Origin of the sequence: Bacillus sp. 1021 (assembly GCF_014534735.1) — a bacterium.
In the GTDB taxonomy this organism is placed as follows: Bacteria; Bacillota; Bacilli; order Bacillales; family Bacillaceae; genus Bacillus; species Bacillus siamensis.
The window spans coordinates 817,718-841,796 of record NZ_JACVSR010000002.1; the positions used below are offsets into that span (position 1 = coordinate 817,718).

Genomic DNA, 24,079 nt, shown 5'->3' on the forward strand with positions numbered 1-24,079 from the left:
TCATTTTTTCTTCCATCATCTATTCTTTATACAAGTTACCTATAAAATCACGCTGAACTTGTTGATTCTCACAACAATTTGAGAGAGGGGGATACAGCATTGGCAAATTTGCACATGATGGTAGATGCGCTCCTGGAAGATCAGGAAGAGGCTGTGCTGGCGACAATTGTTCAAGTAGAAGGTTCCGCATATCGAAAAGCAGGCGCCTCTATGCTCTTTAAGAAAAATGGGGAAAGGGTCGGCCTGCTGAGCGGCGGATGTGTGGAAGAAGATTTATTCCACAGAATCAGTGAGCTGGGTGATCAGCTGACGTCAGCGCTGATTTCTTATGATATGCGGGCGGAGGACGATCTTTCTTGGGGCATGGGAGCAGGGTGCAACGGCATGATTCATATTCATGCGGAAGCAATCACTCAGGAAAAAAGACGGCACTATGAAAGAGTGAGAGACTGCCTTCATGCAGGCAAAGCAGTAACAGCCGTTACGCAGATTGACTCCTCCCGTTCTTTATTTCTGACGGAAAACGGGCATTTCGGGAATTGGCCGGGCGCGCCTCTGGAAGACATACAACGTACCGTTTCTGCGCTTCATTTACCTCATTTTGATCCATCTGCCAACCTGTTTATGCAGCGGATTGAACCGAAGCCGCGCCTCATTCTGTTCGGAGCGGGACCGGATATTGTGCCGCTTGCCAATTTGGCGGCTGATACAGGATTTTCTGTGATCGTGACAGATTGGCGTCCCGCTTATTGCACATCCTCTCTATTCCCAAAAGCGGATCGGCTGATCACCGCTTTTCCGGAACAAATGCTCAGTGAATTTCAGTTTTTACCGCAGGATGCAGCCGTTGTGGCAACCCACCATTTTCAGCACGATCAAGCGATCATCGACTTTTTATTTTCTCAACACCTTCATTATATCGGTTTGTTGGGTTCGGCGAATCGCACGAAGCGGCTGCTGAACGGTAAACAGCCGCCGGCTCACTTTTACAGTCCGGTCGGGCTGTCAATCGGTGCGGAAGGCCCCGAGGAAATTGCCGTCAGCGTTGTTGCCGAAATCATTCAAACAAGAAAACGGCTGGCGGTTGTATGAGAAGCCCCTATCTGATCGGCGTGTTTCTCGCTGCCGGCAAAAGCGAAAGGATGGGCCGAAACAAGCTGGCTTTGCCGCTAAAAGGAGAAACCATCGGATCGCTTTCCTTGAAAACGGCTCTTCTGTCCGGCCTTGATCACGTGCTGATCGTCGAGCGGACAAAACATGCTTCCCTTGAATGGATGGGAGCACCCTATCACGCTCCGCCTTTTCGAAAACGCTGGAATCTGCATGTTTGTCGAGACGCAGAAAAAGGTCAAGGGCATTCAGTCAGCAGCGGGGTGAGAAAAGCGGAAAGCATGGGAGCGGACGGCGTTGTCATTTTGTTAGCCGACCAGCCGCAGCTTTCCGTTGATCATCTCAATGCCCTTGTGGCAATGGCACCTGAGTCGTTTGCCGTGTCTTCATCTTTAGGCGCTCCTGCCCCGCCAATCTATTTCTCAGCAGCGTGTTTTCCTTATATAAAGAAGCTAAAGGGAGATGAAGGGGCCCGCAGACTTCTGAAAAACGGGCAGCTTGGAAGAGGAGCCGTTTTGGAGGCAAAGGAAGACGCGGAGCTGAACGATATTGATACACCGGAGGAATATGAGATGGTGAGGAGGGTGATGGTATGAACGGGCAAGTGCCAAAAGCGAGGATGAACATTCAATTATGGAAACCGGCAGCGCTCGATGAAGCCTATTCGCTTCTAGAGCAGTTTGCCCCGGATGTGTGTGCCGCATCGGGCAGCACACTGCTTCAGCTTCAGTGGGATAAGGGAATTCTTCCGAAACAGCACCTTGTCAGTCTGGAAGGAATTGAAGAGATGAGGGGGATCAGCGTCAGTGACACCCACGTGTCGATCGGAGCGCTCACGACACTGAATGAATGCAGAAAGCATCCTTTCATCAAAAGTGCGCTTGGCTGTTTCAGCGACGCTGCTTCCGCCGTCGCCGCACCGGGTGTCCGCAGCCGGGCCACAATTGGCGGAAACATCGCGAGTAAAATCGGCGATTTGCTTCCGCTCTTGCTCGTGCTTGATGCGGAGCTTGTCGTGTATCAAAACGAGCTGATCAGACTGCCGCTTGGCGATTGGCTCGCAAATGAAAACGATGGAGCTGCTATCGTCACGCGTGTCATCATCCCGCGTGCGGAGGGAGAGCGTGTGTTTTACCGCAAGCTTGGGAGGCGCCAGGCTTTTACAGGAGCGGCTGCTGTTGTGGCCGGACGTTTTTTGAAAGACGGCGGCATTCGTCTCGCTGCCGGCCATGCCGATATTACACCTGAAAGATTACTGGAAAGTGAAGCGAAGCGGATGGCGTCAGGGTGTGATCCGCACGAGCTGTACGAAACGCTTATCCATGAGCTGCCATTTTCCGCAGATGCTTTTATGTCAGCGGCATACAGAAAAAAAGCGGCTGCTAACGTCATTATGTCAGAGCTGATGGCTGAGGGAGGGGAATAAATGATGATCAACAAACCGTCAAGAGTCAGGCCGGATGGAAGAGAAAAGGTCACAGGGGAACTGAAATATATGACCGATCTCAGCTTTCGCGGAATGCTGCATGGCAAGGTGTTAAGAAGCGCTTATCCTCATGCGGAGATTGTGTCGATTTGCACCATGAAAGCTGAAGAAATGGAAGGTGTGCGGGCTGTCGTCACTCATAAAGATGTTCCCGGATTAAACCGATTTGGCATAGTCATCCCTGATCAGCCGGTTTTATGCGAGGACAGAGTACGGTATGTCGGGGATGCGATTGCCGCCGTGGCTGCGGAAACGGAGGAAATCGCGGAGGCTGCGCTGGAGCTGATTCACGTTGAATATAAAGAACTGGAGGTCATTGATTCACCGGAAAAAGCGCTTCTGCCGGACGCGCATAAACTGCACGAGGACGGCAACATTCTGCACCGTGCATGTTTTGCACACGGTGATGCGGAAGAAGGGTTTCGGGTGTGTGACACAGTTCTTGAAGAAACCTATGAGCTGCCCCGGCAGATGCATACGTATATGGAAACGGAAGGAGGCACAGCCGTTCCGGAGGATGATGGGAGCTTTACGATGTATTCAGGAACACAGCACGGCTATAAAGACCGTTTCCAGCTTGCTCGTATTTTTGACATTCCTGAAGAGAAGATCAGGGTGGTGTCGAGTCCGATGGGCGGCTCGTTCGGAGGAAAGGATGAGCTGAATATCCAGCCGTATGCCGCGCTTTTGGCCCTGAAAAGCGGACGCCCTGTCAAAATTCATCAGACGAGAAAGGAATCTGTACGTTCTGGCATTAAGCGCCATCCGATGAAGGTGACAATAAAAACGGGAGCTGATCAAACAGGAAAGCTTTTGGCTCATGACGTGAAAATTGTATCGGACACAGGTGCTTACGCCACACTTGGGCCCGCTGTTCTTGATTTTTCTGTCGAGCATGCCGCGGGGCCGTACCGTATTCCGAATATCCGGACGGAAGGGATATCTGTGTTTACGAATAACGGGGTGGCGGGAGAATTCCGGGGCTTTGGCGGCAATCAAATCACATTTGCCCTTGAAACCCATCTCGACCGTCTCAGTGATAGGCTTGGTATCGACCCGTTGGAGCTGAGAAGAAAAAATATCAGAAAACCGTATGACTTAGGGCCGCTGGAGCATCGGATTGCACCGACTGACGGAGCGGCAAAGGTGTTAAATGCCATTTCTGAATCTCCCATTCTCACAAGAAAAAGCCGGTACTCCGGGTATATACGGAGCGGCACGGGAGCGGCAATAACAATGCACGGCGGCGGGCTGGGGTATGGCCGAATGGATGCGGCGGGAGGCCGTTTGTCCCTTTCAAGTGACGGCAAAATCACAGCTTCGTTCGGATTTGAAGAATGCGGACAGGGCATTCTGGCCGCGATTGAACATATCGTCACAGAGGAGCTTGGCTGTGCCGCAGAGGATATTTCCATTGTGATCGGGGATACCGCAAAGGTGCCGAAGTCAGGCTCCTCCACGGCATCCCGCGGCACAAGCATGGTATGGCACGCAATTCAGCGTTTGAAGAAGCCGTTTCTTTCCCGCTTGAAAAAACGGGCGGCAGAATGGAGCGGCTGTTCAGCGGAAAACCTTATTCCCGGCGCTAAAGGCTTGCGTGACAAACACACAGAGGCACTCATGGTGACGTATAAGGAGCTGGCTGAAAAAGGCCCTTTGGCAGAGGAAACGGCATTTGACTTTCCGACAACGCCTGATCCTGTGGATGGCGGACATTTTCTCTACTCATTCGGAGCAGCCGCCGTTGAAGTGGAGGTGGATCTGTTAACAGGTGATGTCAAAGTGATAGATTGTGAGCATGCTATTGCGGCAGGGCCGATTGTCAGTCCGCAGGGTTATCGGGGCCAAATTGAAGGCGGCGCCGCCATGGCTCTCGGCTATACGCTGATGGAGGAGGCCAAAATGACGGACGGCCGTTATGCCGCGGAAAATCTCGATCACTATTTAATCCCTGTCGTCAAAGATGTTCCTAACATGAAGGTGATCGCAATAGAAGAACTGATGAAGGGAGACGCATATGGCCCGAGGGGAGTTGGCGAAATCGGAACGATCGCTATCACTCCCGCTATTGTAAAGGCTGTCCATGATGCGGTCGGCTGCTGGATAAACAAGCTGCCGATTTCAAGAGAAGAGCTGCTTGAAGCGATAGACAGAAAGGGGCTGAAGCAATGGACGTAAAAGAAGCTGGATCACTTCCTGTAAAAAAGGGACAGTACCAAATGACCGTAAATGGGCAGGAGCGGGAGATTTCAGCCATTCCCACGGCACGTCTGAGTGATTTGCTTAGAAAGGAATTTCAGCTGACCGGGACAAAGGTGTCCTGCGGAATCGGCCGCTGCGGAGCATGCTCCATTTTAATTGACGGGAAGCTTGCCAATGCGTGCATGACGATGGCCTATCAAGCAGACGGCCATTCCATCACAACCATCGAGGGGCTTCAAAAAGAAGAGCTGGACATGTGCCAAACCGCTTTCCTGGAAGAAGGCGGCTTCCAATGCGGCTACTGTACGCCGGGAATGATCATTGCGCTTAAAGCATTGTTCGAAGAAAACCCGCATCCCACAGATGAAGACATAGAAGAAGGGCTGGCAGGGAATTTGTGCCGGTGTACCGGGTATGGCGGAATTATGCGGTCGGCTTGGAGGATTAGAAGAGAGCTCAACAGAGGGAAAAGGGAGTTCGGCTGTTAAGAGCGGACTTTTAGTATCTAAAAAACTTCGGGATATTTTCCCCGCAGGCCATTTCTGAAAATCAATAATTGTATAAGACTAATCGATACTTTAGAATAATTGATTATATTCTGAGAAAAATTCAGGAGTGGTGATATGAAAACGATCGGCCTTATTGGCGGAATGAGCTGGGAATCTTCGGCTGAATATTATCGAATGATCAATGAAGAGATAAAAAAGAAACTAGGAGGGCTGCATTCTGCAAAATGCGTTTTGTACAGTGTTGATTTTAAAGAGATTGAACACTATCAGTCTGAAGGGGCTTGGGATAAGGCGGGTGCAGCTTTGGGGGAGGCTGCGAGATCATTAGAAAAAGCCGGTGCAGATTTTATCGTCATATGTACAAATACCATGCATAAAGTGATTGGCTATATCCAGAAAATGATCACCATCCCTATTTTACATATTGCAGATGCAACTGCCGATCAAATCACAAGACAAGGTATTCGTTCAGTAGGTTTACTTGGAACGAAGTATACGATGGAACAAGATTTTTATAAATCACGTATTGAGTCTCACAATATCAATGTCATTGTGCCTGCTGATGAGGAAAGAGAAGTAATCAATCATATTATTTATCAGGAGCTGTGTTTAGGCGAAATCAAACAGTCGTCTAAAACCATGTATAAGAAGATTATCAATCATTTGGTGGATCGAGGTGCAGAAGGGATTATTCTCGGATGTACTGAAATTGGATTATTAGTAAAAGCCGAGGATTCTGAAGTGCCATTATTTGATACGGCTTTCATTCATGCACAAACAGCAGTGAATACATCTCTTTCCTTGTAGCTGTGAATGCCGCCAAGTAAAAAGAGTGTAAGACATACTTGGAGAAGCCCGCCTCACCGGCGGGCTTCCTTTTAATTAACTTCCCCTATACACCTGATAACCAAACGGCGACAGCAAAAGCGGGATATGATAATGCGCATCAGAATCTGCAATGTGAAACCTGACGGTGACGATGGTTAAAAACGGCTGAGCGGCTGTGTTCACGTTTCTACTCGCGAAATAGTCCCCTGCATGAAACTCCATCACATACTCTCCGGACACCAGCTCTTCACCTGCGAGAAGCGGCGCATCGACTCTGCCGTCATCGTTAGTGTATGCCTCTTTCCTAAAGCCTCCGCCGCCCAGCCGCTTCAATTCGATTTTTACGTTCGCCGCGGGTTTGCCGCAGGTTAAATCTAAGATATGGGTCGTCAGCTTTCCCATCAAGCCTTCAGGCTCCCTAAGGCTTCATCGGCTTTCTGTTTTTCTTTCTCGGCGTCTTCTCTTGTCACGGTAAAACGCTGGAAGCCGAATGGCGGGCGCGGTTCGGTGTAGACTTTTCCTTTGGACCCCGGAATTTCTTCCACGACTGTGTCCCATGTGTGATTTTGAGATTGGAAGCTGACTTCAGTGAGTTGCGGGAATCTCGTTAAAATTCTGCAGCCGATATGATAGATTAAATTTTGGATTGAAGGGGTTTCAAGCTCGTGAAATACGGCGCTTGCCAAGTCGCGGACTTGTTCAGCGGCGACGTAGCGGGCGGGATCAGAAGCGTATGCGTCATTTGTGTTTTCATAATGCCAGCCAATGTTTAGATGGACAAACAGCGGGCGGTTGCCGTCTTCGGGGAGAGTCGTATATTCGTCGCGAATAAAGCCGACGAAGGAGTTGCCGCTCACCTTGACGAGCTGGAGATCTATGATTTCGCTGTATTGCTCCTTAATCGTTATGGTATCCTCGATTCGTTCCGCTTTCAGCACAGAACGAGCCCGTTCATTGCGCGATCTTCTGAAAACGAGCCGGCTTGTGCGGAGCTCTTGCGCCTCATATGCGGGCATTGCTTCAAATGGAATCTCTTCGCCTGTCAGAGTAATCGTGTCCATATGAGAATACGTATTTAAAAATCGGTGAGCCACATCGTGTAAGAATCCCTCAATTGTAGTCCCTTCATAGGAAGCGAAATGGCGCTGAATAAAGTTTTTCATTGAGTCTGTAGCCACAACGAGGGTGTTATCCCCGTCTATAAATGACGGCAGGAAGGCTTCTCCGCCAATTTCGCATGTCACATCAACGCCGACAACGGTATTGCTTCTCCCGGCAAAAGATGATTCTGGGATTTGCTTTACTCCTGTGAGCGGTTTTAAAAACGTTCGGTATGCAAATACATTTCCTTTGCCGTAAGACATGGTTCTTTTCATTTGCGTCTCTCCTTTTTCAGTTATGATGTCAGCCAGCCGAAAGCGGGCGATGCGGTAAATTTCGATAAGGGCTTGCTGGAACTCGGTTTCCTGTTCGTTCTCGAGCCTTTTCACTAGGGCCCGGTGAATGTCCTGTTTCGTTTTCCCCTTTACCGCTAAAATAAAAGGAAAGCCGAAGCGTTCATAATAGTGTTCATTCAGCTTGAGAAACTCCTCGTATTCCTCTTGTTCTAATTTGCTGAGCCCTGCGTTTCGCTGCTCGCTTACTGAGGCATCACTCATTATGTTCTTTGTTCCGAGCCTGGGATGCTTGTTGATTAAATCAAGCTGCGTCTGGCGGTCCGCAGCTTTTACAATGCCGGCCATTTTGCGGTGAAGGTCAGAAAGGGAAGAAAACGGGCGTAATTCCGCAGCTTCCTCCGCAATCCATGAAGAGTGTTCGAAAATAGATCCCAGCGTGTCTGTCAGTGTGTGTCTTTCCATTTGATTCAGGTCATCGATAGTGAACATTGGCATCTTCCTTTACGTTTTTATTTCAGCGTGATCCGGCTGTTTGGTATGAAAAAAAGCGTGCAATGCAATGGCCGTCAAACTGCCGATCACAATTCCGCTTCCTGCCAAGACTGAAGCCGCTCCCGGAAGAGATGAAAACAACGCGGGAACTGTCGTTGCGCCGAGCCCTAAGCTGACGGAAGCGGCAATAATCAGCAGATTGGCTTGCGAGTCGAGATCAACGCTGGAAAGCATTTTGATCCCGTAAGAAATGACCATGCCGAACATGACGATCATCGCGCCGCCGAGAACGGGGGTTGGAATCACTGTTGTCAGTGCCGCTGCTTTTGGAACCAGTCCGATTGCCATCAGCATCATTCCCGTGACGGCGATGACGTTGACACTTTTCATTTTTGACAGCTGGACAATACCGACATTTTGCGAGAAAGCGGTATAGGGAAACGCGTTAAATAAGCCGCCAAGCACGATCGCAAGGCCTTCCGCCCGGTAGCCCTTTTCCAGATCCTTCTCCGACAGCCTGCGGTTTGTGATATCGGCAAGCGCAAAGTAAACACCTGTCGATTCGACCAGACTGACAATCGCAACGAGCAGCATCGTCACAACAGCCGGCAGCTCAAAGGTCGGCATGCCGAAATAAAACAGAGACGGAATATGAAGCCAGGACGCCTCCATGACATTAGAAAAATCGGCCTTTCCCATGAAGAATGCGGCCGCTGTACCTGCGATAAGGCCGAGCAAAACCGAAATGGAGCGGATAAAGCCTGTAAAGAAATAAAACAGCAATAAGATAAAAGCCGTGACGCCAAACCCGAGGAGCACATTGTCCAGTGAGCCGAAGTCTTTGCTTCCTTCACCTCCGGCCAGGTTATTCATTGCCGTCGGAATCAGGCTGATGCCGATGATCATGACGACTGAGCCGGTCACGACAGGCGGAAAAAAACGGACAAGCTTTCCGAAGAAGCCCGCGGCAATGACGACAATCAGCCCTGCGGCGATAATGGAGCCATAGATCGCTGAGACACCGTATGTGCTGCCGATGGAAATCATCGGGCCGACCGCGGTAAACGTACATCCGAGCACAACGGGGAGGCCGATGCCGAAAAGCCGGTTTTTCCACAGCTGCAAAAGAGTCGCCGCCCCGCACATGAACAAATCGATCGCGATTAAATATGTCAGCTGCCCCGCATTCAGCCCGATCGCCGCTCCGACGATCAGCGGAACGAGAATCGCTCCCGCATACATGGCAAGCATATGCTGAAGTCCGAGTATCGCCAGCTGAAAGGCATTTTGCTGTTTCTTCATCTTTTTTACACCTCTTTTTCTAATGCGAGTGTATGATCTAATGCCGGAAGTTCAGTATTCTGTGTTGTTTTTTCTTTTTTGCCGCGCAGGCTGAAAAATAAATTCAAAAAGATGGCGGTCAGGCTGCCGGTGATCGTGCCGTCACTGACCAGAATTCTGATTGGAGCGGGGAATTCAGCGAAAATCCCGGGGACCGTGCTGGCGCCGATGCCGAGTGCGATTGAGCATGCGATGGTCAAGAGGTGGTATTGGTTTTTGAGATCCGCTGTGCTGAGCATTTTAACGCCTGAGGCAATCACCATGCCGAACATGACAACGGTTGCGCCGCCAAGTACAGCAGCAGGAACGGCAGAAGCAAGGGCGGCAATCTTCGGTATCAGCCCGAGACAGACAAGGATACAGCCTGCTGTAACAACGATATTTCTTGTTTTCACTTTCGTGAGCTGCAATAAGCCGGCGTTTTGCGCAAAGGTATTATAAGGAAAGGCGTTGAACAATCCGCCGATGAGAATGGCGATTCCCTCCGCCCGGTAGCCTTTGACAAGATCTTTTTCGGTTAAAGATCTGCCGCATATCTTGCCGATTGCGTAGAAAACGCCAGTTGATTCGACGATAATGACCATTCCGACGATCAGCATCGTTAAGATTGGTCCGATTTCAAATGAAGGGGCTCCAAAATAAAACGGTTTCGGGATTTGGAAGAACGGGGCTTCAGCAGCAGCAGAAAAGCTGACTTTGCCCATGATCGCTGCTGCCGTTGTTCCGGCGGCGATTCCGATCAGAACAGACAGCGTTCGGGCAAACCCTTTGAGAAAGCGGTTGAGGACTAAGATCAGAACAAGAACGCCGACAGAGAGAAGAAGGTTTTCGAGCGAACCGTATTCGGGGTTGGCGCTGCCGTTTATTTTTTCGCCGCCGGCCATATTTTTCACACCTGCCGGAACAAGTGATAGGCCGATTAAGGTCACAACGGTTCCTGTTACGACAGGAGGGAATAACACGGTCAGCTTGCCGAAAAAACGCGCAAACAAAAAGATGAACACACCGGCTGTGATGATGGAACCGTAAACCGCGTGAATGCCGTAATTGGCGCCGATTGCGATCATCGGGGTGACGGCCACAAAGGAACTGCCCAGCATGACGGGAAGCCCGATCCCGATGTGTGCGCCGCGCAAGGTCTGCAAAAGCGTCGCGATGCCGCACGTTAACAGGTCAATCGCCAACAGGTAAGACAGCTGTTCAGAGGTTACATTCAGCGCCCTGCCGACAAGCAGGGGCACTAAAATCGCACCTGCATACATGGCCAGCACATGCTGAAGGCCAAGAGAAAACACCGCAAACGATCTTTGTTTCAACATAGTCCCTCCTTGTATGTAAACTTTAGTAACATGATAGCGTGCTGATTTTTAGGTGTCATTGGGTACAGTAGCTGAAAAAGACAGGCATTATTGCTGGAAGTGACGAAAAACGATTTAGTTTGTAAGATTATGTGACGGATGCTAGCTGATCAGCCGCTGCATCCGTAAGGCCAGCCGCAAACGCATCGTCGTTTCAGGATCTTTTAAGCTTTTGCCCAGCAGATCCTCACATTTTTCAAGGCGGTAGATGACCGTATTGCGATGAACGTACAGACGCTTTGCCGTCTCGGAGATTTGGCAGTGTGTTTCTAAATAGACGGACAGGGTATGAAGCAGGCTTTGATCCTCCTGCTGTTTTTCAGCGAGGCTTTGAAGCGTGGAGCTGTAAAACTTCTTCAAATCCTCAACCGGAAGCAGGCGGAGAAGCTCGGGCACATCTTTCGCGTGATACACCTGGATAAACTCCGTGCTTCTTGACAAATGCCCAGAGTGCAGAGCATCAGAAGCCTCTGTGAATGCGTCGGGCACGTCAATGAGCTTTTGGCATATATTGCTGATGCCAAAGGACACCGTCCGCTTAAATTGAGCTCTGACCTGTGTTTGGAACTGCTCTAAAAAGCTGATCACCGAGGCGTGCATTTCATTCCAGCTGTCTGTCGCTTCTATCAGAATAATGCCGACATTTCCTTTTATAAAAAGGTGGGGTGGAAATGGGAAGGCTGATAATTCACCTTCAAGAAAGTCGAAGACACCGTCGGAGGCGAGCTGATTTTCTGTGAAGCTGATCGAATCGTTATTCCGGTCGAGTTTGCCGGCGATGCACATGTATTTTTGATCCCAGCACAGCTTGAATTCCTTCGCCCGGTTTTTGATTTCATCATCTGAAGAAAATGTGCGCTCAATAAAATTGCTGAAAAACTCATTGCGCGCACGCCGGCTGAATTGCTTCAGCGCATTTTCCTTCAGCAGTTCAAAGGATATTACGTTGGCCGCTTGCTCTATGGTGAGAATCAATCCTTTGTCGCCGGCCTGCACCATGTCCGGTATCAGCAGGAAGCCGCAGTTTTTTTCATGATTATAAATAGGAAGGACGGAATATGTTTTCTGATCGGAGATTGCAGAAAAACAAGTGAAAAACGGCCCGGATACGGTGTTCAGGACTCTTTTTAGCTTTTCGGTCTCAATTGAGATCTGATGGGACGCAGACAGCATTTTGGCATGCTGGTCCAGAAGCAGTACGGGTATCTGAAGCAGGTCTGAGACCTTTTTGAGGAGAGATTGCAGCCCTTTGCCGCTCATAATGTGGTTTGTGAATTTTTTGTGCGCGTAAATGGCTTGCTGAAGCTCGCTGGAACGCATATCGAGAATACGGCTGAGTGTTGCATTCACAATATCGCCGAGACGGATGTGTTCCGGAAGCTCAATGATCGGAAACGCGTATGAATCGGCCAGTTCGATGATTTCTTGCGGGATATCCTCCAAGTAGCGCTTTGTTTTAATGCCGAGACCCGCGCAGCCGCGTTTTGCCATTTGCCGAATCAATTCAGATAACTGGTCCGGGTGATCCTTCAGGTGATACGCGGTGGTGACGAGCAATTCATTCTTGTGCAGGAAGTCTGCAATATCCGGTGCGTCCATCATATTGACATGCTGAACCTCTCTTTCCCCTCCTGCTTTTCCAGCGATTAAATGGGCGTTTTCAAAAGCCGGTATTCTCATCACATCAAAAATATTCATAGCGTATTCTCCTTTTCTATAAAAAGATTGGTTAAGATGAATAATTTTCAATAGGAATTCTAGCGGTTTTGCTGATGTAATACGATTATAGTAGCAGTAAACTGTTGAAAATAGAATGGATTGTGTTACATAAACTGACATGAAAAATCGTCAACCTGACATGGGGGGATCGGTATGGCTTACGATATGGTGATAAAAGGTGCGAAGGCAGTTACGCCAGATGGTGTGAAGGAAGTTGATATCGCAGTTCAAAACGGTATCATTGCCGAGGTGGGTTCTGTCATTGAAACAAGCGGGGCAGAAATCATCCAAGCAGACGGAAAGTACGTGTTTCCCGGTGCGATAGACTGCCATGTTCATTTCAATGAACCGGGCAGAGAGGACTGGGAGGGGATTGAAACAGGCTCTCAAATGATGGCGGCAGGCGGCTGCACTACCTATTTTGATATGCCGCTCAATTGCATCCCGTCAACCGTAACGGCAGAGCATCTACACGCAAAAGCTGAACTCGGCAGACAAAAATCAGCCGTGGATTTTGCGCTATGGGGCGGCCTGGTGCCCGGCCATATCGAGGACATCCGTCCGATGGCTGAAGCGGGAGCGATCGGATTTAAAGCATTTTTATCAAGATCAGGCACAGATGAGTTCCGCTCTGTTGATGAACGGACATTGCTCAAAGGCATGGCGGAAATCGCGGCAACAGGGAAAATCCTCGCTCTTCACGCGGAAAGCGACGCGCTCACAAGTTATTTGCAGATGGTTTTGGCCAATGAAGGAAAGGTGGATGCGGATGCGTACGCCGCCTCCCGCCCGGAGGAAGCTGAAGCTGAAGCGGTATATCGCACCATTCAGTATGCGAGGGTGACAGGGTGCCCGGTGCATTTTGTTCATATCAGCACGGCGAAAGCGGTTCGGCTGATCAGAGAGGCGAAACAGGAAGGGCTCGATGTTTCAGTCGAAACATGCCCGCATTATGTCTTGTTCAGCCATGACGATTTACGGGAAAAGGGCTCTGTCGCAAAATGCGCGCCTCCGCTCCGGCCGCGGGAGTCGCAGGAAGCGCTGATCGAGGCGCTCATTGCGGGGCACATTGACATGGTTTCCTCTGACCATTCCCCTTGCCGTCCATCCTTGAAGCGGGAGGATAATCTGTTTTTATCATGGGGCGGAATCAGCGGCGGGCAGTTTACTTTATTAGGGATGCTGGAACTCGCGCTTGAGCATCAGATTCCGTTTGAAACCATCGCTGAATGGACAGCGGCAGCACCTGCGCGGCGATTCGGCCTTCAGAAAAAAGGGCGGCTGGAAGCAGGGTGTGATGCGGATTTTGTGCTCGTCAGCATGGAGCCGTACACTGTCACAAGAGAATCGATGTTTGCAAAGCATAAGCTAAGCCTTTACGAAGGACATACCTTTCCCTCCCGCATTTCGGCTACATACAGCAAAGGCCGGTGCGTGTACAGTGACGGGAAGAAAGCAAAAGAAGGCATTGACGGAACGCTGGTCGTTCCTTCGTAAGCCCGGCGGATTTTACCGCCGGGTTTTTTTGATTTCCGCCCTGCTTGTTTTTAAAATTTCATCAACGTGGTATCTTTTTATAAAAAGGAGTAAAACACATTGTATGATCAAATCTTGAACATATTAACGGCATCCTGGTCGCGGCAGTCCAGTACAAAATGGACGGAAGAATGCCCGGCCAAAGGCCAGTGCGGCGTGACGGCTTTAGTCATCCAAGATGTTTACGGCGGTGACATTCTCAAAACAAAAACCGGCACAAGCTGGCATTTTTATAACCGAATAGAAGGGGAGATATACGATTTCACGAGGGAACAGTTTTCGGAGCCGGTCGTCTATCAGCATATCCCTTCTACCAGAAGTGAAGCATTTTCGGACACCAATGAACATCAATACCGGTATCTGAAAACTGCATTCAGACAAAACATGGAGACGGAAAGAGAAAAACACCTGTGATAAACTAGAGTGAGAGGTGAAGGAATGTGATTTATATCGGACTGACGGGTTGGGGGGATCATGACAGCATCTATCCGCCTAAAACGGCGGGACCGCAAAAACTGCAGGCGTATTCCTCCCATTTTCCCATCGTTGAGCTGGACGCGAGCTTTTACGCGATACAGCCCGCCCGTAATAACGAGAGGTGGGTCAAAGAGACGCCGGAAACTTTTCAATTTATCATCAAAGCATATCAAGGGATGACGGGCCATCAGCGCGGCGATATTCCTTTTGAAACGAAGGAAGAGATGTTTGAAGCGTTTAAGCTGTCATTGACGCCGTATATAGAGCATGGAAAGCTTGCCATGGTGCTGTTCCAATTCCCGCCGTGGTTTGACTGCAAGAAAGAAAACGTCGCATATTTAAGATGGTGCAGGCAGCAGATGGGTGATATCCCGTGTGCGCTTGAATTCCGCAACAGGTCATGGTTTTCCCCGCCGTTTTACGAGCAGACGCTTTCCTTTATGAAGTCGGAAGGCTGGATTCACACCATATGTGACGAGCCGCAAATCGGCGAGGGCAGCATTCCGGCCGTCCTGAAAGCAACGGATGAAGAAAAAACGCTTGTCCGTTTTCACGGACGGAACAAGCAGGGCTGGGTCAAACCTGACGGCGGGCAAAACTGGCGTGAGGTCAGATATTTATACCGCTATAATAAACAGGAACTCAAAGATTGGAAAAACAATCTTCAGGAGCTGAAAAAGCAGTCGCGCAATCTGTACGTGCTCTTCAATAATAACTCAGGCGGAGACGCCGCCGACAACGGCCTTGAGATGCTTGAAATGCTAGATATACAATATACCGGGCTTGCTCCGAAGCAGCTTGACCTATTCAGCTAGAAAAGAGGTTTCAAGACACATGTCTTATCTTATTTTAATTATATTAGGATTTATCGCGGGAACGGTCGGCAGCCTGATCGGGCTTGGGGGAGGAATTATTATTGTGCCCGCAATGCTCTATTTAAGCACGATGACTCCGTTTTTCCATGACGTAACACCGCAGACTGCCATCGGCACGTCCCTTTTGGTGATTATATTTACGGGTCTGTCATCAACTCTGGCCTATATGAAATATAAAACCGTTGATTACAAAAGCGGGCTGATCTTTTTTATCGGTTCCGGCCCGGGAAGCATCATCGGCGCGTATTTGTCTAAACTCTTTAATGCGCATACGTTTTCCGTCTGGTTCGGACTTTTTATGATCTTGATTTCCATTACATTAATGCTGAAGGCGAAAGCAAAACCGGTCAATAAAGCGCATAAAGGCATGATCCGGACATTTGAGGATGAATCAGGTGAGCTTTATACATATTCGTACCGTATGTTTACCGGTATCGCGATTGCCTTTTTCGTCGGCTTATTGGGCGGTCTTTTCGGCATTGGCGGCGGCTCTCTTATGGTTCCGGCCATGATGCTGTTATTTTTGTTCCCGCCGAAAGTGGCTGTGGCAACGTCAATGCTCATTATTTTCTTATCCTCCGTGACAGGTTCCGTGTCACATATCGCAGAGGGCCATGTCAATTGGCTGTATGCGCTGTGCCTTATTCCGGGCGCTTGGTTCGGCGGTAAAATGGGCGCGTGGGTCAACAAGCGGGTGCAGACGAAAACGATCGTGCTTTTCATGCGGATCGTCTTGATTTTGATCGGCTGTGAATTGATTTATCAAGGGATATTCAGCTAAAAGGTAGGAGAGATGGTATGTTAGAGAAGCTCCGTTTATATCATACGAATGATTTGCACAGCCATTTCGAAAATTGGCCGAAAATCGTACATTATATTGAGCAGAAGAAACATGAGCATGAAAAAGACGGGGAGGAAACACTCGTTTTCGACATCGGCGACCATATGGACCGATTTCAAATGATAACGGAAGCGACCTTCGGCAAAGCGAATGTCGACTTGTTAAACCGTCTTGAGATTGATGCGGCCGCCGTGGGGAATAATGAAGGAATTACGCTGCCTCATGATGAACTGGCGGATTTATATAATCATGCCGCGTTTCCCGTCATAGTGTCCAACCTGTTTGACGCGGACGGACAGCGGCCGGAATGGGCCGAGCCATACGTGATCAAAACACTGAAAAACGGGATGACCGCAGGCATACTCGGCGTCACGGTGCCGTATTATCCCGTCTATCAAAAGCTTGGCTGGACGGTGACGGATGCGGAAAAAAGCATTCAAGACTCGCTTGACGATATCAAGGGCAAAGCGGATATCATCATTCTGCTTTCGCATTTAGGCTTGATCGATGACCGGGCCGCAGCGGAAAAATTCCCCGATATTGATGTCATTCTTGAATCGCATACGCACCACCTTCTTGAGGACGGCCAGGATATAAACGGCGTACTGCTTGCCTGTGCGGAGAAATACGGGAACTATGTCGGCTGTGTCGAGCTGACGATCGAAAGTGAATCAAGAACCATCGTCAGCAAACAGGCATCTGTGCAGAAAATGGCTGATTGGCACGGTGAATCTGAAGATACAGCGGCTTATCTGAAAGAGAAAGAACGGGAAGCGGAAAACCTGCTCTCCGTGCAAGTCGCCGATCTGAATGAAGAAGCCGGCGTGAAGTGGTTTGAAGAATCGCCCCTTCCGCTTCTTTTAGCCGAAGCGCTGAAAAGCTGGTGCGGCTGTGAAGTCAGCATGGTGAATTCGGGTGTCATTTTGGGGCCTTTAAGAAAGGGGCCTGTCACAAAGCTTGATCTGCACCGCATCTGCCCCCATCCGATCAATCCGGTCGCCGTGCGTCTTTCAGGCAGGGAACTTCAAGAAACAATCAGCCAGGCTGCCTCTGAAAAAATGGAGCAGCTGCGGATTAAAGGCCTCGGCTTCCGCGGAGAAGTCATGGGCAGGATGGTATATGCCGGAGCAGAGGTGCAGACTGACATTCTTGAAGACGGGGTGACGCACCTCATCAATGTGAAAGTGAACGGAGAAGAGCTTGATCCGGACCGGATATACTCGGTTGCCGTTCTCGACATGTTCACACTCGGAAAGCTGTTCCCTGAGATCCGTGATTCGAAAGAAAAACAATACTTTATGCCGGAGTTTTTAAGAGATCTGCTCGCCTGGAAGCTTGCGCAGCAGCCGTAATGTCAGAGGTGTTCGTTCGCCGGTCCATTTCTGCCGCGGGCACTTGAATGAAGGAAAGCGTGACTTTTTAAGAGTAAAAATAAATTACTATGTCCCCTCTTACAAGCATACATTGTGATATGTAAGGGGGGATTTTTCTTGCCTAGATACCGGAGCACTCTTCGCAAGAGAGGGCCTTTGCCTTTTCGGTATGTGCTTCTTCTGTCGTTTGCTTTTTTTATCATATCGACGGTCATCAGCCTTTGGATGATCAACTCCTCAATTAAACCGGTGCTGATGAACATCGGAGAAATGGAAACAAAACGGGTGGCGACAGAGGTCATTACAGAATCCATTGAAGAATACATGTCTCACAGCGACAATGTGAAAGATATGGTCGATATGAAAACGGATGAAAACGGAAAAGTCACAACGATGGATTTTAATACACAAGTGGTCAACAGCATGAAGGCGAAAGTGACAAAGCAGCTTCAGGCTCATCTGAAGGAAGCGGAGTCGAACAATAAGCAGCATGAAACAGAAAAAGGCGCCAAAACGGCCGATGCAATTATGATTAACATCCCTTTAGGGCAGGTCACGGGTAACAGCATTCTTGGGAATCTCGGGCCGAAAATCCCCGTGCGCTTTAACTTGATCGGCGATGCGTTAACTGACGTGAAAACAAAAATAAAGCCGTACGGCATCAACAATGCCCTGATTGATATCAGTATTTTCGTGGAGATTAAAGTGAAGGTGATTATCCCGTTTGCCAGCAAAACATCAGTCGTGACAAATAATATCCCGGTCTCCATTAAAGCCATTCAAGGAGAAGTGCCGCAGTTTTATAACGGAAGCGGCGGATCAGGTGTGACGCCTTCCGTTCAGCTGCCGAATGAAAAAAAGGAGAAAGACAAATAAAGACACACAGCCGCATTCTCTTCTGGCGGCTGTGTGTTTACTTTTTCCTGCGGATTTCTTTCCGTTCCCATGCCCTTAAATGAGGATACGGGTCAAAAGACCATTCCGATCTGCCGTTATCTTTATACATCCCGTAGTGAAGATGCGGCGGAAATTTTCCCGCGGTGCCGGGCGGGCCGTAGCCGGAGCTTCCGACAGAACCGATCACCTCACCGGGTTTGACGATCTGGCCTTTATGAATGCCTTTTGCAAAGCCGTTCAGGTGAGCGAAGTAGTGATACGTGTTATTGATATCCCTGATGCCGATTCTCCAGCCGCCGAAGCGGTTCCAGCCTTTCATTTCGACAATACCGTAGCAGGTTGATCTGACGGGGAGCCCGTAACGAGCGAACAGATCCGTTCCTTCGTGAATCCGGCGCCCGCCGAACCCCCGTGCGGCTCCCCAAGTGCTGCGGTAGCTGTAATCCGTCTTTACGGGAAGCGGAAAGGCGTGCTCTCCGAGGTCAAGGCGGCCGAATGTCTTAAACAGTGTCATGAATTCGGTGATAATGCCGACCGTCTGATCACGGCGGTAATAATTCCAGAGGCCGATGCGGATATGGTCAAGATCCGTTCCGAATCCCGCTAAGTACTGTGCAAATGTATAAAGGATATCCTCATCATTGCTTACCTCGGCTTTTCCATCACCGTCGCCGTCCAGGCCGATGCCGTCAAATACTTTAATACTGAGGGGCGCATCGTCCTTAGGATTTGGATTTTCAGGCCCGCTCCACAAATGATCCGGAATATAAATGCTGATGATTCCCGCTTTTTCAGGCAGATCCTTTCTGTTCGAGCGGACATTTTCTTCATATTGATCAACCGCTGCAAGCACATACCAAGGAATCTGTGTGACCGCCTCGGCTTTGCGGTACAATTGCATCCGTCCGTCGTAGACAGAAGCCGATTGTTCTTTTCCGCTTGCAGCCGGACAGAAAACAGATAAAAGGAGAAGAGCAGATAACAGAACTTTCACAACATGATCTCCTTTCAGGATTGAATACAAATAGTTTGCGGCAACAATCCGAGAAAATGTAAGTAATTCTCTTCCCTTGTCGAGAAATTTTTCCTATGTTAAAGTGACTTATGAATAGAAATCCGCGAGTTTTATATCAATCGTGAAATAGAAATTTTTCGCACATAAACATGAATAAAGGGATAATGGAGATGATGGGGAAATGGCAAAGAAAGACGAGCATCTGAGAAAGCCGGAATGGCTCAAAATAAAGCTGAACACGAATGAAAACTATACGGGTCTCAAAAAATTAATGCGTGAAAATAATCTGCATACCGTATGTGAAGAAGCAAAATGCCCGAACATCCATGAATGCTGGGCTGTCAGACGTACGGCGACATTCATGATTCTCGGTTCCGTCTGTACGAGAGCATGCCGCTTCTGCGCTGTCAAAACGGGTCTGCCGACTGAGCTGGATCTGCAGGAGCCGGAACGCGTAGCTGATTCGGTTGCGCTGATGAACTTAAAGCACGCCGTTATCACGGCCGTGGCGCGTGATGATCAGAAAGACGGCGGAGCAGGCGTCTTTGCGGAAACGGTCCGGGCGATCCGCAGAAAAAGCCCGTTCACGACGATTGAAGTGCTGCCATCCGATATGGGCGGAAATTACGACAACCTGAAAACATTAATGGATACCCGTCCTGATATTCTGAACCACAACATTGAAACCGTGCGCCGCCTGACACCGAGAGTCCGCGCCCGTGCAACATATGACCGTTCTTTAGAATTCTTGCGCCGTGCGAAAGAAATGCAGCCTGACATCCCGACGAAATCAAGCATTATGATCGGTCTCGGCGAAACGAAGGAAGAAATTATTGAAGTGATGGACGACCTGCTTGCGAACAATGTCGACATCATGGCGATCGGCCAATACTTACAGCCATCCAAAAAACATTTAAAAGTTCAAAAATATTATCATCCGGACGAATTTGCCGAACTGAAAGAAATCGCGATGCAAAAAGGCTTCAGCCACTGTGAAGCAGGCCCGCTTGTCCGTTCTTCCTATCATGCGGATGAACAAGTAAACGAAGCGTCTAAAAAGCGCCAGGCCCAAGCATAATATAAGCCGAAAAAACCCAAAACGCCGCAGGTTTTGGGTTTTTTGTGATGGAGCCGTTTCAGCCGAAAAAAAGTCATTCTTGAATAAGGACCGTCTGAACCGCTAAACTGGATATAAAAGGGAAAAATCTTCTCCGCAATCCGAAGCGTCTCATTTTGCAATTGATGCACAGAAGTCAATGAATTATGATAGTAAAGAGTGATAAAAGAGGTGAAGACATGATTCTTATTCAAAATGCCGAGTTTGAACTCGTACATGATTTTAAAAACGGCTTTAATGAAGAAGCGTTCAAAGCCCGCTATTCGGACATATTAAATAAATATGATTACATTGTGGGGGACTGGGGATACAGTCAGCTGCGGCTCAAAGGCTTCTTTGATGACCAGAATCAAAAAGCAACCTTTGAAACGAAAATCAGCACATTGGACGAATACATTTACGAATACTGCAATTTCGGCTGCGCGTATTTTGTTCTTAAACGAATCAGAAAATAATTGATGCAGAAGGGGATGCTGTCACGTGTATTTTGTTGACAGAAATAATATCGAACAAACACTCCGTTTTTTTGAGAATCAGCTGGCGCTGTTTGACAGCACGCCGGCTTGGCAGAACGAGATCGAAAAAAGAGCGCTTGAGCGGATCAGCCATCTTATGATCGAATGCATTCTCGATGTCGGAAATGATATGATTGACGGCTTTATCATGCGCGATCCGGGAAGTTATGACGACATCATGGATATTCTGACGGACGAAAAGGTGGTAGCTGAGGAAGAAGGAAATAAGCTGAAGCAATTGATCTCTTCCAGAAAGCAGCTTGTTCAGGAATATCAGCACGTCGATCATCAGGAGCTGTTTACACTGATCTCGTCAACCAGAGACGTGCTGAAAGCCTTTCCGGCCCGCGTAAGAACCTACCTTGAAACAGAGTTAGGCCCTGTTTCCGCATTTAAATAACAACAAGTGAGAAAATCCACAGGAGTGTTGAGTATGAAGGATTATAAAGGATATTTGATTGATTTGGACGGCACAATGTACAACGGGACGGAAAAAATCGAAGAAGCGTGTGAATTCGTGAGAACGCTTAAAGCGCGCGGCATTCCGTATTTATTCGTGACGAACAATTCCTCCCGGACGCCGAAGCAGGTGGCGGACAAGCTGATGAGCTTTGACATTCCGGCCTCTGAAGAACAGGTTTTCACAACTAGCATGGCGACTGCGCAGCATATCGCCCAGCAGAAAAAAGATGCGTCGGTATATGTGATCGGCGAAGAAGGCATCCGCCAGGCCATCGAAGAAAACGGGCTGAGCTTCGGAGAAGAAAACGCGGACTTTGTCGTTGTGGGAATTGACCGCGGCATTACATATGAAAAATTGGCTACGGGATGTCTTGCGATCAGAAACGGCGCCCGGTTTATTTCAACAAACGGAGACGTCGCCATTCCGACTGAAAGAGGGCTTTTGCCGGGGAACGGCTCACTGACATCCGTTTTGACGGTGTCCACAGGCGTTGAGCCTGTCTTTATCGGCAAGCCGGAATCCATTATTATGGAACAGGCGATGCGTGTGCTCGGAACGGATATTTCCGAAACACTCATGGTCGGTGATAACTATGCAACGGATATTATGGCCGGCATCAATGCGGGCATGGATACGCTGCTCGTTCATACCGGAGTGACAAAGCGTGAGCATATGGCCGGTTACGATCAGAAGCCGACATATGCGATTGACTCTTTAACTGAATGGATTGAACATCTATAAAAAAGGGACGGCCATGACGGCCGTCCTTATTCTGTATTTCTGGCGCTGTGGGCAAGCCGGCTTGAAGCCGCTGCTGCGATTGCGCCGACGATATCATCAAGAAACGTATGGCATTCGCCCGTTGATTTATCATTTAACCGCCCGAGAATGCCGGGTTTTTCTTTGTCAATATAACCGTAATTCGTAAAGCCGATCGAGCCGTATATATTCACGATAGAGAAGGCGAGCACCTCGTCAACCCCATACAGGCTTTCATCAATCGCCAAAATAGTCTGAAGCGGTTCAGACAGCTTTTTTTGTTCGGCAAGCACATCTAATTCTATTCCCGTTAAAATCGCGTTTTGCACCTCGCGTTTCGCGATGACGCGGTCCACATTGAGCCTGCATACCTCTATCGTCAAATCAGGATGATATTTTTTCTGAAGGAAATACACAAGCTCGGCAATATCATCCGTCTCAACTCCCCGTTCTTGTAAACGCGCTCTGGCGACAGCTTCCACCTGATTCAGTTGTTCCTTTTCTGACATTTGCTTCACCCAATCTTTTTTTACTAGTTTATACAACATCCTTCCGATGTGTACGATGTTTCTCCTCTTCATTCAAAGGAATACAATATGTATTCATAATTCCGCCGGCGTATGACTACGATGTGAATAGCTCTAATTTTTCAGGCAGGTGATTATGATGAAAAGCATCATTAAAGAAAAATACGGCATCCATGTCAGACAGCTTTCCGTTTATCAGAAATACCAATGCTTCCAGACGCCTAATTCCTTCTTTCTTATTATTCCCGTCTCCGGCTTTTCGCAATCAGAGCTGACGGAGCTTTATTACATGAGTCAGTATTTACAAGAACAAAGTGACCCATACGTTTCAGTGTTTATCTTTACGAAGGAAGGAGAACTGACCTTTGAGGACGAAGGCAAAACATATGCGCTCTTAAAAGCGCCGATTCCCGTCTCAAACCGGTCGTTTTCTGTCGGAGGGGAGCTTGCTGAATTCCACAGAAAAGGGCGGGGTTTTCCTTACGAAGTGAAAGAAGCGGGCAGAATCGGTCAATGGAAAGACTTATGGGGAAAACGGGTGGATCAGCTGGAATCATTTTGGATGCAGAAAATTCATATGTCTCCGCTTGAACCGTTCGAAAAGAAAATGATCGAAGCATTTCCTTATTATTCAGGCTTAGCGGAAAATGCCATTCAATATTTAGTGGATACGGAGCTGGATGACAATCCCGGCGCGGAAGACTCGGGGACGATCTGCCATCAGCGGATGGAGCGGGATACCTGGTCGGCTGATTCATTGATCCGCATTCCGGGCGATTGGGTATTCGACCATGCCGCCCGTGATATTGCGGAATATATGCGCAGCACATATTTGTATCATCGTGACGACTTGCTCAATGACGGGTTTTTGTTTTTACAGGAGTATGAGCAAGTTACGCCGTTATCCTCCTTTTCCAAACGCCTGTTTTACAGCCGCCTGCTGTTTCCGCTCCATTTTTTCGAGACGGTGGAGAGCTATTACATCTCCGATGAGTCTGAAAAGCATTTTTACGAAGAGCAGCTGGACTACATTCTTGCCGACTGCACCCGTTATGAACAGTTTTTGCAGACATGTCACGACATGCTGAATGTCAGAGCGGCGCAGGTTTTTGTCCCGCCTGTCGCCTGGCTCGGAAAAGGAAGCATTTCGTAAGAAAATATAACGCAAAAATATTTAGAAAATAGAGAATCTTGTCATATCAGTGTGTTAAGCGTTTTCATGGCCGCGAAATCAATATTCAG

At 48.7% G+C, this 24,079-nt stretch carries 24 protein-coding genes; 17 read left to right on the forward strand and 7 right to left on the reverse strand.

The genetic code is table 11. The features are described from left to right. Window positions 1-99 precede the first annotated feature (99 nt). The 6 genes from ICW23_RS10825 to ICW23_RS10850 all read left to right on the forward strand — a co-directional run bounded on the left by ICW23_RS10825 (window position 100) and on the right by ICW23_RS10850 (window position 6,114). On the forward strand, window positions 100-1,092 hold the full coding sequence (locus ICW23_RS10825) for an XdhC family protein (protein WP_016938044.1): 993 nt from the start codon (window positions 100-102) through the stop codon (window positions 1,090-1,092). After that, a complete protein-coding gene (gene pucB / locus ICW23_RS10830) occupies window positions 1,089-1,706 on the forward strand; it encodes a xanthine dehydrogenase accessory protein PucB (RefSeq protein WP_016938045.1) in 618 nt (205 codons plus the stop codon). Before ICW23_RS10825 ends, pucB begins: the two co-directional genes overlap by 4 nt. After that, complete coding sequence (gene pucC, locus ICW23_RS10835; protein WP_016938046.1) at window positions 1,703-2,536, forward strand: xanthine dehydrogenase subunit C; 834 nt, start codon at window positions 1,703-1,705, stop codon at window positions 2,534-2,536. Before pucB ends, pucC begins: the two co-directional genes overlap by 4 nt. Beyond that, window positions 2,537-4,774 (forward strand): xanthine dehydrogenase subunit D, encoded by a 2,238-nt coding sequence (gene pucD, locus ICW23_RS10840; RefSeq protein ID WP_188154489.1) that lies wholly within the window; start codon window positions 2,537-2,539, stop codon window positions 4,772-4,774. It begins immediately after the preceding gene. Next, entirely contained in the window at window positions 4,765-5,286 is a 522-nt protein-coding gene (gene pucE / locus ICW23_RS10845; protein ID WP_016938048.1) for a xanthine dehydrogenase subunit E, read from the forward strand. Before pucD ends, pucE begins: the two co-directional genes overlap by 10 nt. Before the next feature lie 135 nt (window positions 5,287-5,421). Further along, the gene (locus ICW23_RS10850) at window positions 5,422-6,114 is read left to right on the forward strand and encodes an aspartate/glutamate racemase family protein (RefSeq protein WP_045926034.1); all 693 of its coding nucleotides are present in this window, start codon (window positions 5,422-5,424) and stop codon (window positions 6,112-6,114) included. A 75-nt stretch (window positions 6,115-6,189) separates the two neighbouring features. Here ICW23_RS10850 and uraH read toward each other — a convergent pair whose 3' ends face one another. The 5 genes from uraH to pucR form a co-directional block, all read right to left on the reverse strand. Beyond that, window positions 6,190-6,537, reverse strand: a complete 348-nt coding sequence (uraH, locus tag ICW23_RS10855; protein ID WP_016938050.1) for a hydroxyisourate hydrolase — start codon at window positions 6,535-6,537, stop codon at window positions 6,190-6,192. Then, entirely contained in the window at window positions 6,537-8,021 is a 1,485-nt protein-coding gene (pucL, locus tag ICW23_RS10860; protein ID WP_188154490.1) for a factor-independent urate hydroxylase, read from the reverse strand. The genes uraH and pucL overlap by 1 nt, the downstream gene beginning before the upstream one ends. Before the next feature lie 12 nt (window positions 8,022-8,033). After that, window positions 8,034-9,326, reverse strand: coding sequence for a nucleobase:cation symporter-2 family protein (locus tag ICW23_RS10865; RefSeq protein ID WP_188154491.1), 1,293 nt, complete (start codon window positions 9,324-9,326; stop codon window positions 8,034-8,036). Between the two features lie 5 nt (window positions 9,327-9,331). Then, on the reverse strand, window positions 9,332-10,681 hold the full coding sequence (locus tag ICW23_RS10870; RefSeq protein ID WP_188154492.1) for a nucleobase:cation symporter-2 family protein: 1,350 nt from the start codon (window positions 10,679-10,681) through the stop codon (window positions 9,332-9,334). 144 nt (window positions 10,682-10,825) lie between these two features. Next, window positions 10,826-12,421, reverse strand: a complete 1,596-nt coding sequence (pucR, locus tag ICW23_RS10875; RefSeq protein ID WP_188154493.1) for a purine catabolism transcriptional regulator PucR — start codon at window positions 12,419-12,421, stop codon at window positions 10,826-10,828. Between the two features lie 174 nt (window positions 12,422-12,595). Here pucR and ICW23_RS10880 point away from each other — a divergent pair, with 174 nt between their 5' ends. The 6 genes from ICW23_RS10880 (at window position 12,596) to yunB (ending at window position 18,420) form a co-directional block, all read left to right on the forward strand. Then, on the forward strand, window positions 12,596-13,939 hold the full coding sequence (locus tag ICW23_RS10880; protein WP_045926039.1) for an allantoinase: 1,344 nt from the start codon (window positions 12,596-12,598) through the stop codon (window positions 13,937-13,939). A gap of 99 nt (window positions 13,940-14,038) precedes the next feature. Next, entirely contained in the window at window positions 14,039-14,392 is a 354-nt protein-coding gene (locus ICW23_RS10885; protein ID WP_188154494.1) for a YunG family protein, read from the forward strand. Between the two features lie 26 nt (window positions 14,393-14,418). Then, window positions 14,419-15,270 (forward strand): DUF72 domain-containing protein, encoded by an 852-nt coding sequence (locus tag ICW23_RS10890; protein ID WP_099744811.1) that lies wholly within the window; start codon window positions 14,419-14,421, stop codon window positions 15,268-15,270. 19 nt (window positions 15,271-15,289) lie between these two features. Continuing rightward, the gene (locus tag ICW23_RS10895; RefSeq protein ID WP_016938058.1) at window positions 15,290-16,111 is read left to right on the forward strand and encodes a sulfite exporter TauE/SafE family protein; all 822 of its coding nucleotides are present in this window, start codon (window positions 15,290-15,292) and stop codon (window positions 16,109-16,111) included. Window positions 16,112-16,128: 17 nt separating this feature from the next. Further along, window positions 16,129-17,523 (forward strand): bifunctional metallophosphatase/5'-nucleotidase, encoded by a 1,395-nt coding sequence (locus ICW23_RS10900; RefSeq protein WP_064778672.1) that lies wholly within the window; start codon window positions 16,129-16,131, stop codon window positions 17,521-17,523. A gap of 138 nt (window positions 17,524-17,661) precedes the next feature. Then, window positions 17,662-18,420 carry a sporulation protein YunB gene (gene yunB, locus ICW23_RS10905; RefSeq protein ID WP_076982791.1) on the forward strand — a complete coding sequence of 253 codons (759 nt, stop codon included), beginning with the start codon at window positions 17,662-17,664 and terminating at the stop codon, window positions 18,418-18,420. A 37-nt stretch (window positions 18,421-18,457) separates the two neighbouring features. Here the strand turns inward: yunB and lytH are convergent, their stop codons facing one another. Beyond that, entirely contained in the window at window positions 18,458-19,435 is a 978-nt protein-coding gene (gene lytH / locus ICW23_RS10910) for an L-Ala--D-Glu endopeptidase (RefSeq protein ID WP_045926044.1), read from the reverse strand. Between the two features lie 202 nt (window positions 19,436-19,637). On the opposite strand from lytH, the gene lipA reads away from it, so the two are divergent. The 4 genes from lipA to ICW23_RS10930 all read left to right on the forward strand — a co-directional run bounded on the left by lipA (window position 19,638) and on the right by ICW23_RS10930 (window position 22,292). Next, window positions 19,638-20,534: a lipoyl synthase gene (gene lipA / locus ICW23_RS10915; RefSeq protein ID WP_003151923.1), complete on the forward strand. Its 897-nt coding sequence runs from the start codon at window positions 19,638-19,640 to the stop codon at window positions 20,532-20,534. Between the two features lie 218 nt (window positions 20,535-20,752). Continuing rightward, window positions 20,753-21,028, forward strand: coding sequence for a YutD family protein (locus ICW23_RS10920; protein ID WP_003151928.1), 276 nt, complete (start codon window positions 20,753-20,755; stop codon window positions 21,026-21,028). A gap of 25 nt (window positions 21,029-21,053) precedes the next feature. Then, window positions 21,054-21,488: a DUF86 domain-containing protein gene (locus ICW23_RS10925; protein WP_188154495.1), complete on the forward strand. Its 435-nt coding sequence runs from the start codon at window positions 21,054-21,056 to the stop codon at window positions 21,486-21,488. Between the two features lie 33 nt (window positions 21,489-21,521). Continuing rightward, window positions 21,522-22,292: a TIGR01457 family HAD-type hydrolase gene (locus tag ICW23_RS10930; protein ID WP_013353455.1), complete on the forward strand. Its 771-nt coding sequence runs from the start codon at window positions 21,522-21,524 to the stop codon at window positions 22,290-22,292. Between the two features lie 26 nt (window positions 22,293-22,318). On the opposite strand, the gene ICW23_RS10935 is transcribed toward ICW23_RS10930, so the two are convergent. After that, window positions 22,319-22,819 carry a phosphatidylglycerophosphatase A family protein gene (locus ICW23_RS10935; RefSeq protein ID WP_045926073.1) on the reverse strand — a complete coding sequence of 167 codons (501 nt, stop codon included), beginning with the start codon at window positions 22,817-22,819 and terminating at the stop codon, window positions 22,319-22,321. A 154-nt stretch (window positions 22,820-22,973) separates the two neighbouring features. Here ICW23_RS10935 and cotNH point away from each other — a divergent pair, with 154 nt between their 5' ends. Then, entirely contained in the window at window positions 22,974-23,990 is a 1,017-nt protein-coding gene (gene cotNH / locus ICW23_RS10940) for a spore coat-associated protein CotNH (RefSeq protein WP_155816742.1), read from the forward strand. The last annotated feature ends 89 nt before the right edge of the window (window positions 23,991-24,079 follow it).